Below are 16,047 nucleotides of genomic sequence, written 5' to 3'. Positions count from 1 at the left end.
TGATGGCCGCGAGCGTCTCCGCAGCAGCCGAGAGGACCGAGTCCGGCAGCGGGGCGGAGCCGGCGTTCTTCGCGGCGACGGCCTGGCCCGTGGTGCTCGTGACGAAGCCGAGGTACGACTTCACGAGCTCGGACTGCTTGGTGTCCTTGAAGGTGGTGCAGGTGACGGCGTACGACACGAGCGGGATCGGGTAGGTCTCGGCGGTCAGCTTCGAGTAGTCGAACTTCTTCGACAGGTCACCCGGGACGCCGTTGCTGGCGTCGACGGCCGCGGCCTCGAACGTCGCGGTGACGGCCTCGGCGCTGTAGGGGATCGCGGTGCCGTCCTGGATGATCGCGGCCGCGTTCAGGTCGCCGATGGCGGAGTGGTCGGCGTAGCCGATGGTGCCCGAGCCGGCCTTGACCGCCTCGACGACGCCGGAGCCGCCCTTCTGCTTCGACACGTTGCCCTCGATCGGCCAGTCCTTGCCCGCGGGCGAGGTCCAGACCGACGACTGCGTCGCGGCGAGGTAGTTCGTGAAGTTCTGCGTGGTGCCTGAGCCGTCCGAACGCGCGACGGTCGTGATGGGGCCGGCGGGGAGAGCCGTGCCGTTGTCCTTGGTGATGGCCGGGTCGGACCAGTCGGTGATCTGCAGCGCGAAGATCTTCGCGACGGTCTCACCCGAGAGCTTGAGGTCGGTCACGCCGGGGACGTTGAAGATGATCGCGACACCGTCGAGGTAGATCGGGATGTTCACGCCACCCTCGGTGCAGAGAGCCTTCGACTGCGCGGTCTGGTCGGCGTTGAGGGGCGAGTCCGAGCCGGCGAAGTCGTACGCGCCGCTCAGGAAGTTGGTGACACCACCGCCAGAGCCCTGCGACTTGTCGTAGTTGACCGTCACGCCCTTGACCTGCGCGTTGTACGCGGCGGTCCAGGCGGCCTGCGCGTTGGACTGGGCGCTCGAGCCACCCGCGGTGATCGTGCCCGTGAGGTTCGGGTCGAGCGTGGCCGTGACGTCGGACGAGGTCGGCGATGCCGAGGTGCCCGCGGCGTCGCCGGAGCCGGAGGGGGAGGAGCAGCCGGCGAGAGCGAGCGAGGCGACGGCCGCCACGGCGCCCAGCTGAACGAATCGGGAGAGCTTCACTGTGTGAATCCTTCGTATGTCGGGGACACGAACCCGGTGCAGGGTTCTCCCGCACGGTAAACACCGACTCTTACGAGAGTGCGTTGTCCGGGTGAACGGAGGGTGAACCGCTCCGGCCTGACCGGGACGTTTTCTTCGGCGGTATACGCTTCACCCCCGTGACGACACCCGCCTCCGCCGCGCAGGCGCCGCTCGATCGAACGAGCGCCGCCCCGCACGCACGCACGCTCATCGACCTTCTCGCCGACGTCGCGTCGCGGCATCCCGAGGCCTCGGCGATCGACGACGGTTCGGGCGCCCTCAGCTATCGCGAACTGCTCGCACGCGTCTGGAAGACCGCCGGTGCCCTCCACGCCGCCGGGGTGCGTCGCGGCGACCGCGTCGGCGTGCGCATGCCGTCGGGGTCGAAAGAGCTGTACGTGTCGATCCTCGCCGTGATGGCCGCCGGGGCGGCTTACGTGCCGGTGGATGCCGACGATCCCGACGAACGCGCTCGTCTGGTGTTCGGCGAGGCGGGCGTGAAGGGCATCATCGCCGGCGACGGAGAGTTCCTTGCCGACGATGACGATCTGGTGCGCCTGTACGAGGGGGACGCTCCGCACCCGAGCACGAACGCCGTCCCGATCGTGGCCCCGCCCACGGTGGACGACGATGCGTGGATCATCTTCACCTCGGGATCGACCGGCGTTCCGAAGGGCGTGGCGGTGTCGCACCGCTCGGCGGCGGCCTTCGTCGAGGCCGAGGCGCGTCTTTTCCTCCAGCAGGATCCGCTCGGCCCCGGCGACCGCGTGCTCGCGGGGCTGTCCGTCGCCTTCGACGCCTCGTGCGAGGAGATGTGGCTCGCGTGGGGCCACGGCGCGTGCCTCGTCCCGGCCCCGCGCTCGCTCGTGCGCTCGGGCGAAGACCTCGCGCCCTGGCTGCTGCGCCAGGGCATCACCGTGGTCTCGACGGTGCCCACCCTCGCGGCGATGTGGCCGGCCGACTCGATCGAGAACGTGCGCCTGCTGATCTTCGGCGGTGAGGCGTGCCCGCCCGAGCTGGCGGCACGACTGGTCGCCGAGGGGCGCGAGGTGTGGAACACCTATGGACCCACCGAGGCGACGGTCGTCGCGTGTGCCGCACCGCTCGACGGCACCCTTCCCGTGCGTATCGGCCTGCCCCTCGACGGCTGGGCCCTGGCGGTCGTGGATGCCGAGGGCCTCCCCGTCGCGGAGGGCCAGGTCGGCGAGCTCATCATCGGCGGCGTCGGCCTCGCGCGGTACCTCGACCCCGAGAAGGATGCCGAGAAGTACGCCCCCATGCCCACGCTCGGTTGGGAGCGGGCGTACCGTTCCGGCGACCTCGTGCGCTTCGATTCCGAGGGACTCGTCTTCCAGGGCAGGGCCGACGATCAGGTCAAGGTCGGCGGGCGTCGCATCGAGCTCGGCGAGGTCGAGTCGGCGCTGCAGGACCTCGCCGGAGTCAGCGCCGCCACGGTCGCGGTGCGGACGACCGATGCCGGGGTCCCGGTGCTCGTGGGGTATCTGGTGATGGATGCCGGGGTCGACCTCGATCGCGGGGCGGCCCGTGCCGCGCTCGCCGAGCGTCTCCCCGCCTCGACGATCCCGCTGCTCGGCGTCGTCGACGAGCTCCCCGTGCGCACCTCGGGCAAGGTCGACCGCGCGGCCCTGCCGTGGCCCCTTCCCGGGGTCGACGCGCCCGCCGCGACGGACTTCTCCGCCGACGAACTCTGGCTGGCCGAGCAGTGGCAGGCTGTCCTCGGACTTCCGGTGACCGAGCGCAAGGCCGACTTCTTCGACCTCGGTGGAGGTTCTCTCGCCGCCGCGCAGTTGGTCTCGCGGATCCGCGCCCGGGTACCGGAGTTCTCCGTCGCGGACATCTACGACGTCCCGCGCCTCGGTGCTATGGCGAAGGCCCTGGGCCCGCAGCTCGTGGACGACACGCCCGCCGAGTTCCATCGGGCGGCGCCGACACCCCGGACGACGCAGTGGGCGCAGACCCTCCTCGGCGCACCGCTGTTCATCCTCGCCGGCGTGCGCTGGTTGCTGTACCTGCTGACCGCCTCGGCGATCCTGCACCTCCTGCCGGGGTTCGAGGTGCTTCCGACCGTGCCCTGGCCCGTCTTGCTCATCGGTCTGCTCGTGTTCGCGACGCCGTTCGGGCGCATGGCGATCGCCGTGGCATCCGCACGTCTCCTGCTCGCGGGGGTGCGCGCGGGCGACTACCCGCGCGGAGGCTGGGTGCACATCCGCCTGTGGCTCGCCGAGCAGATCGCCGACCAGGTGGATGCCGTGGGCCTCGCCGGTGCGCCCTGGGTGTCGTACTACGCCCGCGCGTTGGGCGCGCGCATCGGCCGCAACGTCGACCTGCACGCACTTCCGCCCGTGACGGGGATGCTCGTCGTCGGCGACGGAGCCTCGATCGAGCCCGAGGTCGACCTCACGGGCTACTGGATCGACGGTGACCTCGTGCGCATCGGGGAGGTCCGCATCGGAGCGGATGCCACCGTGGGAGCGCGCTCGACCCTGGCGCCGGGAACGCGCATCGGTCGTCGCGCCGAGATCGCCCCCGGCTCTGCGGTCTTCGGCCGGGTCAAGGCGGATCAGTCCTGGGCCGGCTCGCCCGCCGTCCGCGTCGGCGGAACGGCGAAGGGCTGGCCGGGAGAGCGCCCGCCGGCTCCGACGCGCTGGCTGTGGGCGTACGCGGCGTCGGCCGTCGTGCTCGCGCTGCTCCCGCTCGCGGCGTTCACCGTCGGCGGTCTCGTGATCGCGCAGGGCATCCACGGGGCCGACAGCCTCGGTGAGGCGACCGCGCGGGCCTTCGCCTGGCTCGTGCCGGCGGTCGCGGTCACGGGCGTCGTGTTCGCGGCATCCGTTGTCCTTCTCGTGCGGCTGCTCTCGATCGGTCTCGTCGAGGGTACGTTCCCCGTTCGCAGCCGGGTCGCGTGGCAGGCGTGGAGCATCGAAAGACTTCTGGATGCCGCGCGCACGATCCTGTTCCCCCTCTACTCGTCGCTTTTCACCCCCGTGTGGCTGCGTCTGCTCGGTGCGCGGGTCGGGCGCGACGTCGAGGCATCCACTGTTCTGTTGATCCCGTCGATGGCGCGCATCGAGGACGGAGCGTTCTTGGCCGACGACACGATGGTGGCGTCCTACGAGCTGCGCGCGGGGTGGCTCCGCCTCGGACCCGTCCGCATCGGCAAGCGCGCGTTCCTCGGCAACTCGGGGATGGCGGCTCCCGGACACCGTGTGCCCCGCGACGGTCTCGTCGCCGTCCTGTCGGCGGCGCCGCTGAAGGCGAAGCCCGGCTCGTCGTGGCTCGGATCCCCGGCGGTGCGCCTGCGGCGCCTGTCGGCCGAGGGTGACGAATCGCGCACGTACCAGCCCACCCCGGGTCTGCGTCTCGCGCGCACCCTGTGGGAGCTGTGCCGCTTCGTTCCGGTGGTCGTCACCTGCGGGATCGGGCTCGGCGTGCTGTTCACCCTCGCCGGCCTCTGGGATGCGGTCGGGCCGGTGTGGACGCTCCTGCTCTCGGGCGTCGTCCTGCTGGCGGCGGGCGCGGTCGCGGCGGCCGTGTCGACCGCGGCGAAGTGGGCGATCGTCGGGGTCATCCGTGCGGGAGAGCAGCCCCTGTGGTCGAGTTTCGTGTGGCGGACCGAGGTGTCTGACACCTTCACCGAGATGGTCGCGGCGCCGTGGTTCGCTCGCGCCGCGTCCGGCACGCCGGCGCTCGCGGTCTGGCTGCGCAGCCTCGGCGCGCGGATCGGCACGGGCGTGTGGTGCGAGAGCTACTGGCTGCCCGAGCCCGACCTCGTGACTCTCGGCGACGCATCGACGGTGAACCGCGGGTGCGTCGTGCAGACGCACCTGTTCCATGATCGAATCATGAGTATGGACACCGTCGAGCTGGAACCCGGGGCGACCCTGGGCCCGCACAGCGTGGTGCTGCCGGCATCCACGCTCGGCGCCCACGCCACCGTGGGCCCGGCTTCTCTGGTCATGCGCGGAGAGACCGTCCCGGTCGGCTCGCGCTGGAGTGGAAACCCCATCGGACCCTGGCGCGCGGTCAAGGTGCGCGCCTACCAGTCGACGTCGTGAGCGGCGGCGACCCCTACGCCCCGCAGAGCGGGGATGCGTCGTACGACGTCGAGGAGTACGACCTCACCCTCAGCTACCGCGTGCGCACCAACCGGCTCGAGGGGGTAGCCACGATCACCGCCGTCGCCCGGCAGCCGATCGCCTCGTTCGCCCTCGACCTCGTCGGACTCCGCGCGACGCGCGTGAAGGTCGACGGCGTGGCCGCGCGTCACACGAGCGGTCCTCGCGCGCTGCGGGTCACCCCGCCGCGCGCCCTCGCCAGCGGTGCGCCGTTCCGCGTCGAGGTGGTCTACGCCGGTTCGCCGGCCCCGCGGCGCTCGCGCTGGGGGACCGTCGGGTGGGAGGAGCTGACCGACGGCGCTCTCGTCGCGGGACAGCCGACGGGCGCACCCACGTGGTTCCCCTGCAACGACCGGCCCGACAACCGCGCGCGCATGCGGCTGGAGGTCACGGTCGACGACGGATACACGGTCGCGGCCACCGGCGTCGCGGGGGCGACGACACGGCGCGGCGGCCGCACCACGACGACCTTCACGTCCGCTGTCCCGACCGCGACCTACCTCGCGGCGGTGCACGTCGGGCGCTACCGCACCCAGGTCCTGGCGGGAAGCGGCGTCGACGTGGTGCCCGTCGTCAGCGTGACCGCCCCGCCCGCGCTGACCGCGGCCGCCGACCGCGCCTTCGCCCGCGTCCCCGACATGCTGCGCGTGTTCGACAGGCTGTTCGGTCCGTACCCGCAGGAGGCGTGCACGCTCGTCGTCACCGCGGACGAGCTCGAGATCCCTCTCGAAGCGCAGGGACTGGCGGTGTTCGGCATGAACCACCTCGTCCCGGCGGCACAGCGGCTCGTCGCCCACGAACTCGCGCACCAGTGGTTCGGCAACAGCGTCGGCATCGCCCGGTGGAGCGACATCTGGCTGAACGAGGGTTTCGCCTGCTACGCGGAGTGGCTGTGGTGGGACGCCTCAGGTGGCCCCTCGATCCGGGCTTCCGTCGTCGAGAACCACACCCGGCTCGCCGCGAAGCCGCAGGATCTGCTGCTCGTCGATCCCGGGCCCGACGACATGTTCGACGATCGCGTCTACAAGCGCGGCGCTCTCGCGCTGCACGCGGTGCGTCGCGCGCTCGGCGACGACGCCTTCTTCGCGCTGCTGCGCGGCTGGACCGCCGACCACCGCCACGGTCTCGTCACGACCGACGACTTCCGCGCCGCGGTGGAGCGGGCCGGGGGAGCGGATGCCGCTGCCCTGCTCTCGCGCTGGATCGACCGTCGCGAGCTGCCGACGCTGCGCTGAGTCATTGCGCTGGGCCGCTGCGCTGGCGCTTTGCGCGGTGCTTTGCGTGGCGGGAACGCGTGATGAGCGGAGGGTCAGGGACGAGGGGAGGATCTGATCGCGGTCTCGGTCCTCCGCTCGCCCCTCGTCCTCCGCTCGTCACGCGCACCGCACGTCTGTCGCGGTGTCGCGGGCAGCACCGCGACGGCGACCACGACCCCCTCGGGCCCCTCGACGTCATACCCGTCGAACGCCGGGCCGTCGTCGATCGCGCCGATCCAGGTCCCGTCGTCGCGCGCGTCGATCCGCACGCGCGCCGGATCGATCTCGAGCCCCCGACCGTCGGCCTTCACCACCGCCTCGAGCCGCGCCCACGCCCACGCATCCGCGCCCGGCATCACGCGGTCCAGACCGGACGCGTCGGCGGGCACGGCGTCGAGCCCCACACGCCCCTCGCCCTCGAGCGTTGCGACCACGGCCCAGCCCCCGGCATAGGAAACGGATGCCGCAGCCGCCACGCCCGAGACGCGCAGGCGCCCGTGGTCGCCACCGCACCGCGCGCAGCGCGACGAGAGCCGCGCTCCGGGCAGGAGTTCGCTCACCAGGGCCCGCGACACCGACCGCCGCTCCGCCCCTCCGGCGACCTCTCCCCACGCGACGCGGAGACCGTGGGGCAGCGTCACACCGGTGGCTCGTGCGTTTCGATCGCGACGATGCCCGCACCGGGGTGGTGGACGGGGATGTGCACCACCGAGAACCCGCCGGTCTCGAGCGCCGACGAACTGCCGAGGTAGGAGCCTCGCATCGTGCCGGTCGCGAGCGCCAGCTCGTGCATGATGGCCGGCAGGACCGGCCCGTGGCTCGACAGGACGACGGGCTTTCGTGCCCGCACCCGTTCGCCGACGACCCTGCGCACGTCGGCGCGACCCTCTTCCCAGGCGTCCTGGCTGATGTCGGCCGCCAGCTGGATCTTCAGCGCCAACGCCTGCGAGAGCGGCGTCACGGTGCGCACACATCTTTCGGCGGGACTCGACACGATCCGGCGCACCCCGAACGCGAGCAGGGGGCCGACGATCGCGTTCGCCTGCTTCCGTCCGCGCGGGGCGAGGGGGCGCTCGGCATCCGGGCCGTCCCACTCCTCGCGCGGGCGGGCCTTGCCGTGTCGGAGCGCGATGATCGGGAAGGTGGGCAGAGCCTTCTCGTCGACGAGCCGGATGAACTCGTCGAGGATCTCGAGATCGACCGGATAGCTCAGGTTCTTCCGGGCCTTCTTCAGGCTCATCCACTCGATCGCGGCGACCTCTTTGTTCGGCACGAAGGTCGACGTGCGCACCGCGGCATCCGACGCCTCGGCGGCCCAGTAGTGCACGATCTTCGTCCGCGAACTCGGCATCCGATACCGCGAGACACCGACGGGCACACCGAGGGCGACACGGATGCCGGTCTCTTCGCGGATCTCGCGCACGGCGGTCTCGGCGAGCGTTTCGCCGGGGTCGACCTTTCCCTTGGGCAGCGTGACGTCGCGATACTTCGTACGGTGGATCAGCAGGACCCGCAGCTTGCCCTCGACCTCGCGCCAGACCACGCCTCCCGCCGCGTAGACGGCGGTTTCACTCACCGCGCCGCCCGCGCGCGCCGCTTGCGCTGCACGCGTGCCATCGTGTGCTCCTGCAGATCGATGAGAGGCGCGCCCTCCGCGTCGACGCCGTGCCGGATCCACTCGCCCTCGGCGTTCAGGTGCCACGACATGGTGCCGTCGTCCATCGCGAGGTCGAACAGGGTCGACAGCTCCTGCAGCTGGCTCGGATCGACGACCCGCACGAGCGCCTCGACACGGCGATCGAGGTTGCGGTGCATCATGTCGGCGCTGCCGATGTAGATCTGCTCGTCGCCGTCGTTCGCGAACGAGAAGATGCGCGAGTGCTCGAGGTAGCGGCCGAGGATCGAGCGCACCGTGATGTTCTCGCTCATCCCCGGAACCCCGGGCTTGATCGAGCAGATGCCGCGCACCCAGACCTCGACGGGAACCCCCGCTTGGCTCGCACGGTAGAGCGCATCGATGATCTCTTCGTCGACCATCGAGTTGACCTTGATCCGCACGCGAGCGGGCTTGCCCTCGAGGGCGTTGCGGCGCTCCTTGTCGATGTGGCGGAGCAGGCCCTTGCGCAGGTGAAGCGGCGCGACGAGGAGGCGCTTGAACTTCTTCTCGATCGCGTACCCGCTCAGCTCGTTGAACAGGCGGGTCAGGTCGCGCCCGACCTGATCGTCGATCGTGAACAGACCGAAGTCCTCGTAGATGCGGCTCGTCTTGGGGTTGTAGTTTCCCGTCCCGACGTGGCTGTAGTGGCGCAGGCGCCCCTCTTCCTCGCGGATCACGAGCGCCAGCTTGCAGTGCGTCTTGAGTCCGACGAGGCCGTACACGACGTGCACGCCGGCCTTCTCGAGCTTGCGCGCCCAGACGATGTTGTTGGCCTCGTCGAAGCGCGCCTTCACCTCGACGAGGGCGAGCACCTGCTTGCCCGCTTCGGCGGCGTCGATCAGGGCCTGCACGATCGGGCTGTCGCCCGAGGTGCGGTAGAGCGTCTGCTTGATCGCGAGGACGTGCGGGTCGCGCGCCGCCTGCTCGAGGAAGGCCTGCACGCTCGTCGCGAACGACTCGTAGGGGTGGTGCACGAGGACGTCCGCCTTGCGGATCGCCCCGAACAGGTCGGCGCGCCCGTTCTGTTCCGGCGGCTGGAACGCCAACGCGGTCTTGGGTACGTGCGGCGGGTAGTGGAGGTCGGGACGGTCGATGCGCGAGAGGTCGAACAGCCCGCGCAGGTCGAGCGTGCCGGGGAGGCGGTAGACCTCCTGCTCGGTGATGTCGAGCTCGCTCAGAAGGAGAGAGCGCGTGACGTCGTCCATGTCCTCGGTGATCTCGAGGCGGATGGGCGGGCCGAAGCGACGGCGGAGGAGCTCGGCCTCGAGGGCCTGGATGAGGTTCTCGGTCTCGTCTTCCTCGATCGTCATGTCTTCGTTGCGCGTGAGCCGGAACGCGTGGTGATCGAGCACCTCCATGCCCGGGAACAGGTCGCCGAGGTGGTTCGAGATCAGTTCCTCGAGGGGGAGGTACCGCACGCCCGGGCCCTCGCCGGGGACCTCGACGAATCGCGGCAGCATCGGCGGCACCTTCAGGCGCGCGAACTCCTGGCGACCGGTCCGCGCGTTGCGGATGCGGATCGCGAGGTTCAGCGACAGGCCCGAGATGTAGGGGAAGGGGTGCGCTGGGTCGACCGCGAGGGGCATGAGGACGGGGAAGACGTTGTGCTGGAAGTACTCCGTCAACCGCTCAGCGGTGGGCTCGTCGAGCGAATCCCACGTGACGACCTCGATACCCGCCTCGGCGAGAGCGGGACGGACCTTCTCGGTCCATGCCGCCGCGTGGCGGAGCTGGAGACGGTGAGCTTCGGCCGAGATGTCGGCGAGGACGTCGAGGGGAGCGCGACCGACGTTGGTCGGGACAGCGAGTCCGGTGATGATGCGACGCTTCAGGCCGGCGACGCGCACCATGAAGAACTCGTCGAGGTTGCTCGCGAAGATCGCGAGGAAGTTCGCGCGTTCCAGGACGGGGACCGTCGGGTCTTCGGCGAGTTCGAGCACGCGCTGGTTGAAGGCGAGCCAGCTGATCTCGCGATCGAGGTACCGGTGATCGGGCAGCTGGTCGTCCGCGGCCTCGATCGCCTCGTCGAAGTCGTCGTCGTCCGCGTCGCCGAGGCCCGCGTCGAGAGCGTCGTGTTCCATCATCCCCACATCATTGCAGGGGTCGGTGACACGGGAGTGAACACGCGGTACGCGCGCCATAAGCGCGGGTGTTCAGAGGCGGAAACTCAGGCGCGGGTGCTCACGCGGGAGCGGATGCCACGGGCGGCTGGTCGTCTTCGTACACGTTGAAGCGGTAGCCGACGTTGCGCACCGTGCCGATGAGCTGTTCGAGGTCGCCCAGCTTCGCGCGCAGACGCCGCACGTGGACGTCGACCGTGCGGGTACCGCCGAAGTAATCGTAGCCCCACACCTCACTGAGCAGCTGCTCGCGCGTGAAGACGCGCGAAGGATGCGTGGCGAAGAAGTGCAGGAGCTGGAACTCCTTGTAGGTGAGGTCGAGCGGCTTGCCGTGGACCTTGGCCGAGTAGGACGACTCGTCGATCGTGATGCCGGAGGTCTGGATGCGCGTCGACACCTGATCGGCGCTGCGCCGCCCCATGGCCAGGCGGATGCGAGCGTCGATCTCGGCCGGACCCGCGCCCACCAGCACGACGTCGTCGACTCCCCAGTCGGTCGATACCGCGGTGAGACCGCCCTCGGTGATGACGAGGATCAACGGGGCTTCGATGCCCGTCGTCGTGAGGATCTTGCACAGCGACTTCGCGCCGACGAGGTCGAAACGCGCGTCGACGAAGACGATGTCGGCGCTCGGGGCATTCACCAGCTGAGCCGGCTCGGCGGGGATCTGGCGCACCCGGTGGCTCAGAAGTTCGAGCGCAGGCAGAACGGCACCACCGCCGGGGGCGGAGCTGAGAACGAGAAGTTGAGCCACGCGGTCCTCCCAGTGCGGGCTGCCGCACACCCGCCCATCTTAGGGTGAGGCGCGCCACCACGCCGCACGCCGCCGTCCGGGGCGTGCGTCACGCCCCGGACTGAGCAATGATGGGGGCATGTCGACGCCCGACCTCGTACCGCGCCGCACCTACGGTGGCGTGATCGCCGTGTGGGTCCTGGCCGTCATCGCGGGTGTGGCGATCGGCATCCTGGTACCGGCTCCGTGGCGGGCGCAGTGGGTCACCGTGGCCCTCGGGGTGTGCGTGGTCGCCGCCTTCGCCATCCAGCTCTGGTACGGCCGGTCGCAGGCGTTCATCCAGCGCATGGCCGCGAGCGTTCTGGGTGCCCTCGTCGTTCTCGGACTCATCACGGCCGGCTTCGGTCTGGCGGCCATTGTTCCCCGCTAGAGTTGAGGCATGAACCTCCTCGCGCTCGAACTGTTCTTCGTGGGACTTCTGGGCCTGGCGTCGCTGGCGATCGCCTTCGTCTCCGGCACGGTCATCTGGAACCTCTTCCGCGGCCAGCGCTGATCGGCATCTCGTGATCGAGATTCCGACGGACCTTCCCGCCGACCTCGTCCCCCTCTCGTGGCTCCTCGGCGTCTGGGAAGGCACCGGGGTCATCGACTATGAGGCGGACGGTCGTTCGTTCTCGGGCGAGTTCGCGCACCGCGTGAGCTTCAGCCACGACGGCGGGGACTTCTTGAACTACTCCGCGGACGCGTGGCTCCTCGACGGGGAGGAGCGGCGGCCCCTCGTCTCCGAGATCGGCTACTGGCGCGTCGCGCGCCCGTCCGGCGGCGCTGACGCCGGCCCGGCGCTGCTGCCGCCGACCGAGCCCGCGGTGGTCCGTACGGCCGACGACGTCGAGAAGCTCCGCAACGACGACGGCGGGTTCGACCTCGAAGTGAGCCTCGTGCACGCGGACGGCGTCCTCGAGCTGTACGTCGGGCAGGTCAAGGGCCCGCGCATCGACCTCGCCACCGACGCCGTCGTACGGACGGCCGGCGCGAAGCCGTACACCGCCGCGACCCGTCTGTATGGGCTCGTCGACAACCACCTGCTCTGGGCATGGGACATCGCGGCTTTCGGGCGCGAGCTGGGCTCGCACGCCTCGGCGCGTCTCGCGCGGGCGGAGTGACGATGGCGACGCTCGCGGACGTCCCCGGCGCCGTGGTCGACGATCGCGGCCTGCGCCACGTCGGCTCCCCGGTCGCGGAGCAGCGACGCCTGGCATCCGGGTCCGCTCTCGCCCCGCTCGGCGACCGTGGTGTCATCTCGGTCGGTGGGGAGGACCGCCGTAGCTGGCTGGATTCGCTCTCTTCGCAGGCGCTGACGCACCTGTCGCCGGGCGTGTCGACCGAGATGCTCATCCTCGATCCGCAGGGACGCGTCGAGCACGCCGCTTCCGTCGTCGACGACGGAGAGACCGCGTGGCTCATCGTCGACAGGGCCGACGTCGAGGCGCTCGCCGGCTGGCTCATGCGTATGCGGTTCCGCCTGCGGGTCGAGGTGAAGGACCGCTCCGACGACCTGTTCGTCGTGGGCGGCACGCGCGACGCGGTGTCGTCGCTCTCCGCCGTCGCTCCGGTGTGGGTCGACCCCTGGCCCGAGGTGTCGCCCGGGGGCTGGGCGTATGCGCGCGTCGAGCCGCACCCCGGCTCCGATCGTGACTGGGCGGAAGCGATCCTGGATGCCGCCGAGTTCGACCGCGTGATCGATGCCGCCGTACGGGGAGAGGTCGCGCTCGCGGGCCTCGATGCCGTCGAAGCGCTGCGCGTCGCCGCGTGGCGCCCGCGCGTCGCTGTCGACGCCGACGAGCGCCTGCTGCCGCACGAGATGGACTGGCTGCGCACCGCGGTCCACCTGTCGAAGGGCTGCTACCGCGGTCAAGAGACCGTGGCGAAGGTGCACAACCTCGGTCACCCGCCTCGGCGCGTGGTCGCCCTTCAGCTCGACGGCAGTGACAACGTGCTGCCGCAGCGGGGTGACGAGGTCCGCGCGGGCGACGCGGTGATCGGGGCCATCACCTCGGTCGCCGTCCACCATGAAGAGGGACCGATCGCCCTCGCGCTGATCAAGCGCACGGCCCCGGAGGGGATCCCGCTCGTCGTCGAGACCGCCGACGGTCCCTTGGCGGCCGCGCAAGAGACGGTCGTGCCCGCCGACGCGGGTGCGACGGCCTCGATCCCGCGGCTCCCGCGCCTCGGTCGTCGTCGCGCCGCGGAATGACCGCGGACGACGCGTCGACCACCACCGTCGGGGTGGCGGTCGCGCGGCCCGGATGGCGCACGGCCCTCGCCCGTCGCACCGCTCGGGTGCGCGAGTCGCTTCCGGCGATCGCGCAGATCGTCGTCGCGGCCACGGCCGCCTACTGCTTCGCGCATTTCGTGCTCGGACACTCCGTCCCCCTCCTCGCCGCCACCGTGACGGTGTCGAGCCTGGGGCTCGTGCGCGACGCCCGCCCGTGGCGCGTGGCCGAGACCGTCGCCGGGATGCTCGTCGGCATCCTGATCGCCGAACTCGTGCTTCTGATCGCGGGCGCAGGGTGGTGGCAGATCGCGGTCGCGATGACCGTCACGCTCATCGCCGCGCGCTTCCTCTCCCCGCAACCCGGCTTCGCCCTCGCGGCGGTCGTGCAGTCGCTCATCGCGCTCGTCCTCGTCTCGGGGGTGCCGTTCCTCCGACTCGTCGACGGGGCCGTCGGGGGAGTGGCGGCCCTCATCGTCACGGCCCTCATCCCGCGCACCCTGCGCCGCACCGAGCTGCGTGACGCCGACGAGCTCTTCGACGCGCTCGATGTGGCGATGAACACCATCGTGCGCGCGCTTCGCCGGGGTGACAGAGCCCGTGCCGAACGCGGGCTCGAGCGCGCGCGCTCGCTGCAGACCTATGTCGACGCGTGGAGCGGCTCGCTCGAGTCCGGTCAGGAGGTCGCCCGGATCTCCCCGTTCCTCCGCCGGCAGCGCACCGAGTTGCAGCGCCACGCGCGCGTGCGCGAAGCCCTGGACCTCGCCACGCGGAACCTTCGCGTGGTCGCTCGCCGCGCCGCCTACCTGTGCGCCGACGGGCAAGCGCGTCCCGTCCCCGCCGACCTGCTCGCGGAACTGGCGCGTGGGGCGGCGCTGGTGCGCGACAGCCTCGACGACATCTCGCTCGAGCCTGCCGCCCGGTCCGCCGTGGTCGCGGTGATCCGCCGCCTCGATCCGGCTGCGCTCCTACCCGGTGGTGGTGTCGGCGAGCTCAACCTCGTGGCCGCGATGCGTCCTCTGGCCGTCGATCTCCTGGTCGCCGCGGGGATGCCCTCGGCCGAGGCGCGGGCCCTGCTCCCGCGCATCTGAGGACGTCTCGGTGCGCGTCAGCGCGGGGCCACCGCGCCCCAGGCCACGCCGACCTCACCGAGCCGCCAGCGCTCGCGTCGCACGAGCGGCCAGCCGGCGTCGGCCAGCGCGTGCATCGCCGTCCGCCACCGATGCACCGGCCCGAAGGGCGCGACCGCGGCCGCCCGCGTCCACTCCCGATCGACGGATGCCACGAACTCGTGCACGCGTTCCCCGGGGACGTTGCGGTGGATGAGAGCCTTGGGCAGGCGTTCGGCGGCGATCGAGGGCACGTCCAGCCCGGCGAGGCGGAGCGAGATCGTGAGGCTCCGGGGCTCGGCATCCGCCCCGATCTCGATCCACGTCGCGACGCGACCGATCTCGTCGCACGTGCCCTCGACGAGGATGCCGTCGGGCTGGAGTCGCCCGCACATGAGGGCCCACGCATCGGCGACATCGTCCTCGTCGTACTGCCGCAGCACGTTCATCGCACGGATGACGGCGGGACGCTCGCCCCGGGGCAGGGGGATCTCGAAGCCGCCGCGCGCGAAGCGGACGCCGTCGATGCCCTGCGCCTCGGCGCGCGCGCGTTCGACGCGCTCCGGGTCGATCTCGAGACCGACGACGCGCGCGTCCGGGCGCTCGCTCCGGAGACGCGACAGCATCTCGACGGGCGTGACCGAACTCGCGCCGAACCCCAGATCGACCACGAGCGGATCCTCGGTGCGGCGGAGCACGGGATGCCGAGCGATCCACCGATCGATCCGGCGGAGGCGATTGGTCCCGGTCGTGCCGCGGGTCGGGCGGCCGACGGGGGAGGAAGTCACTCCCGACATGATGCCAGGCTCGGCTCGGGAGCAGGCTCCGCTTGGGAGCAGGCCGCGCGTCGATAGCATGGAGTCATGCCTCACACGCTGATCCTCCTCCGCCACGGGCAGAGCGAGTGGAACAAGACCAACCAGTTCACCGGCTGGGTCGACGTGCGACTCACCGACCAGGGCAAGGCCGAGGCGAAGCGCGGCGGCGAGCTGCTCGCCGAGTCCGGCACCCTGCCCGACGTGCTGCACACCTCGGTGCTCAGCCGCGCGATCCAGACGGCGAACATCGCCCTCGACGCGGCCGATCGCCTGTGGATCCCCGTCAAGCGCTCGTGGCGCCTCAACGAGCGTCACTACGGCGCGCTGCAGGGCAAGGACAAGGCGCAGACCCTCGAGGAGTTCGGCAACGAGCAGTTCATGCTCTGGCGTCGCTCGTTCGACGTTCCGCCGCCGCCCCTGCCCGCCGACGACCAGTACAGCCAGGTCGGTGACCCGCGCTACGCGGGCATCGACGGCGAGGTGCCCGACACCGAGTCGCTCGCCATCGTCATCGACCGCATGCTGCCGTACTGGCACAGCGACATCGTCCCCGACCTGCAGGCAGGCAAGACGGTGCTGGTCACCGCGCACGGCAACTCGCTGCGCGGTCTCGTCAAGCACCTCGAGGGCATCAGCGACGCCGACATCGCCGAGCTCAACATCCCCACCGGCATCCCGCTGGTCTACCAGCTCGACGACGACATGAAGCCGCTCGGCCCGGGCCAGTACCTCGACCCCGAGGCCGCTGCCGCGGGCGCCGCAGCCGTGGCCGCGCAGGGCAACAAGCACTGACACCGCGACG

The 16,047-nt window shown here is 71.1% G+C and carries 13 protein-coding genes; 7 read left to right on the top strand and 6 right to left on the bottom strand.

Features of this window, described 5'->3' with window-relative positions; all coding sequences use genetic code 11:
* The coding region (locus P2P98_RS08500; RefSeq protein WP_275799106.1) for a phosphate ABC transporter substrate-binding protein PstS at nucleotides 1-1,123 on the bottom strand (1,123 nt) is incomplete at its 3' end.
* A gap of 158 nt (nucleotides 1,124-1,281) precedes the next feature.
* Here P2P98_RS08500 and P2P98_RS08495 point away from each other — a divergent pair.
* Both P2P98_RS08495 and P2P98_RS08490 read left to right on the top strand, forming a co-directional pair.
* Nucleotides 1,282-5,220 (top strand): Pls/PosA family non-ribosomal peptide synthetase, encoded by a 3,939-nt coding sequence (locus P2P98_RS08495; protein ID WP_275799103.1) that lies wholly within the window; start codon nucleotides 1,282-1,284, stop codon nucleotides 5,218-5,220.
* Entirely contained in the window at nucleotides 5,217-6,515 is a 1,299-nt protein-coding gene (locus tag P2P98_RS08490) for a M1 family metallopeptidase (protein ID WP_275799100.1), read from the top strand. The genes P2P98_RS08495 and P2P98_RS08490 overlap by 4 nt, the downstream gene beginning before the upstream one ends.
* Before the next feature lie 74 nt (nucleotides 6,516-6,589).
* Here the strand turns inward: P2P98_RS08490 and P2P98_RS08485 are convergent, their stop codons facing one another.
* From P2P98_RS08485 to P2P98_RS08470, 4 genes are all read right to left on the bottom strand, one after another.
* Nucleotides 6,590-7,177, bottom strand: coding sequence for a hypothetical protein (locus tag P2P98_RS08485; RefSeq protein ID WP_275799097.1), 588 nt, complete (start codon nucleotides 7,175-7,177; stop codon nucleotides 6,590-6,592).
* Nucleotides 7,174-8,112, bottom strand: a complete 939-nt coding sequence (locus tag P2P98_RS08480) for an NUDIX hydrolase (protein WP_275799095.1) — start codon at nucleotides 8,110-8,112, stop codon at nucleotides 7,174-7,176. Before P2P98_RS08480 ends, P2P98_RS08485 begins: the two co-directional genes overlap by 4 nt.
* Nucleotides 8,109-10,277: an RNA degradosome polyphosphate kinase gene (locus P2P98_RS08475; RefSeq protein ID WP_275799092.1), complete on the bottom strand. Its 2,169-nt coding sequence runs from the start codon at nucleotides 10,275-10,277 to the stop codon at nucleotides 8,109-8,111. Before P2P98_RS08475 ends, P2P98_RS08480 begins: the two co-directional genes overlap by 4 nt.
* A gap of 97 nt (nucleotides 10,278-10,374) precedes the next feature.
* Entirely contained in the window at nucleotides 10,375-11,067 is a 693-nt protein-coding gene (locus P2P98_RS08470; RefSeq protein ID WP_058597422.1) for a response regulator transcription factor, read from the bottom strand.
* A 118-nt stretch (nucleotides 11,068-11,185) separates the two neighbouring features.
* On the opposite strand from P2P98_RS08470, the gene P2P98_RS08465 reads away from it, so the two are divergent.
* The 4 genes from P2P98_RS08465 (at nucleotide 11,186) to P2P98_RS08450 (ending at nucleotide 14,409) form a co-directional block, all read left to right on the top strand.
* A complete protein-coding gene (locus tag P2P98_RS08465) occupies nucleotides 11,186-11,476 on the top strand; it encodes a hypothetical protein (RefSeq protein WP_058626108.1) in 291 nt (96 codons plus the stop codon).
* 133 nt (nucleotides 11,477-11,609) lie between these two features.
* Nucleotides 11,610-12,209: an FABP family protein gene (locus tag P2P98_RS08460; protein WP_275799088.1), complete on the top strand. Its 600-nt coding sequence runs from the start codon at nucleotides 11,610-11,612 to the stop codon at nucleotides 12,207-12,209.
* A 2-nt stretch (nucleotides 12,210-12,211) separates the two neighbouring features.
* Entirely contained in the window at nucleotides 12,212-13,300 is a 1,089-nt protein-coding gene (locus tag P2P98_RS08455) for a glycine cleavage T C-terminal barrel domain-containing protein (protein ID WP_275799086.1), read from the top strand.
* Nucleotides 13,297-14,409 carry an FUSC family protein gene (locus P2P98_RS08450; protein ID WP_275799083.1) on the top strand — a complete coding sequence of 371 codons (1,113 nt, stop codon included), beginning with the start codon at nucleotides 13,297-13,299 and terminating at the stop codon, nucleotides 14,407-14,409. Before P2P98_RS08455 ends, P2P98_RS08450 begins: the two co-directional genes overlap by 4 nt.
* Before the next feature lie 17 nt (nucleotides 14,410-14,426).
* Here P2P98_RS08450 and P2P98_RS08445 read toward each other — a convergent pair whose 3' ends face one another.
* On the bottom strand, nucleotides 14,427-15,224 hold the full coding sequence (locus tag P2P98_RS08445; RefSeq protein ID WP_275799080.1) for a class I SAM-dependent methyltransferase: 798 nt from the start codon (nucleotides 15,222-15,224) through the stop codon (nucleotides 14,427-14,429).
* 66 nt (nucleotides 15,225-15,290) lie between these two features.
* Between P2P98_RS08445 and P2P98_RS08440 the strand changes: the two genes are divergently transcribed.
* The gene (locus tag P2P98_RS08440) at nucleotides 15,291-16,037 is read left to right on the top strand and encodes a phosphoglyceromutase (protein WP_275799077.1); all 747 of its coding nucleotides are present in this window, start codon (nucleotides 15,291-15,293) and stop codon (nucleotides 16,035-16,037) included.
* Nucleotides 16,038-16,047 lie beyond the last annotated feature (10 nt).

It is taken from the genome of Microbacterium sp. Kw_RZR3 (assembly GCF_029222405.1).
Classification (GTDB): Bacteria; Actinomycetota; Actinomycetes; order Actinomycetales; family Microbacteriaceae; genus Microbacterium.
Note: the sequence above shows the minus strand (reverse complement) of the source record. Positions and strands in the feature narration are given on the sequence as shown.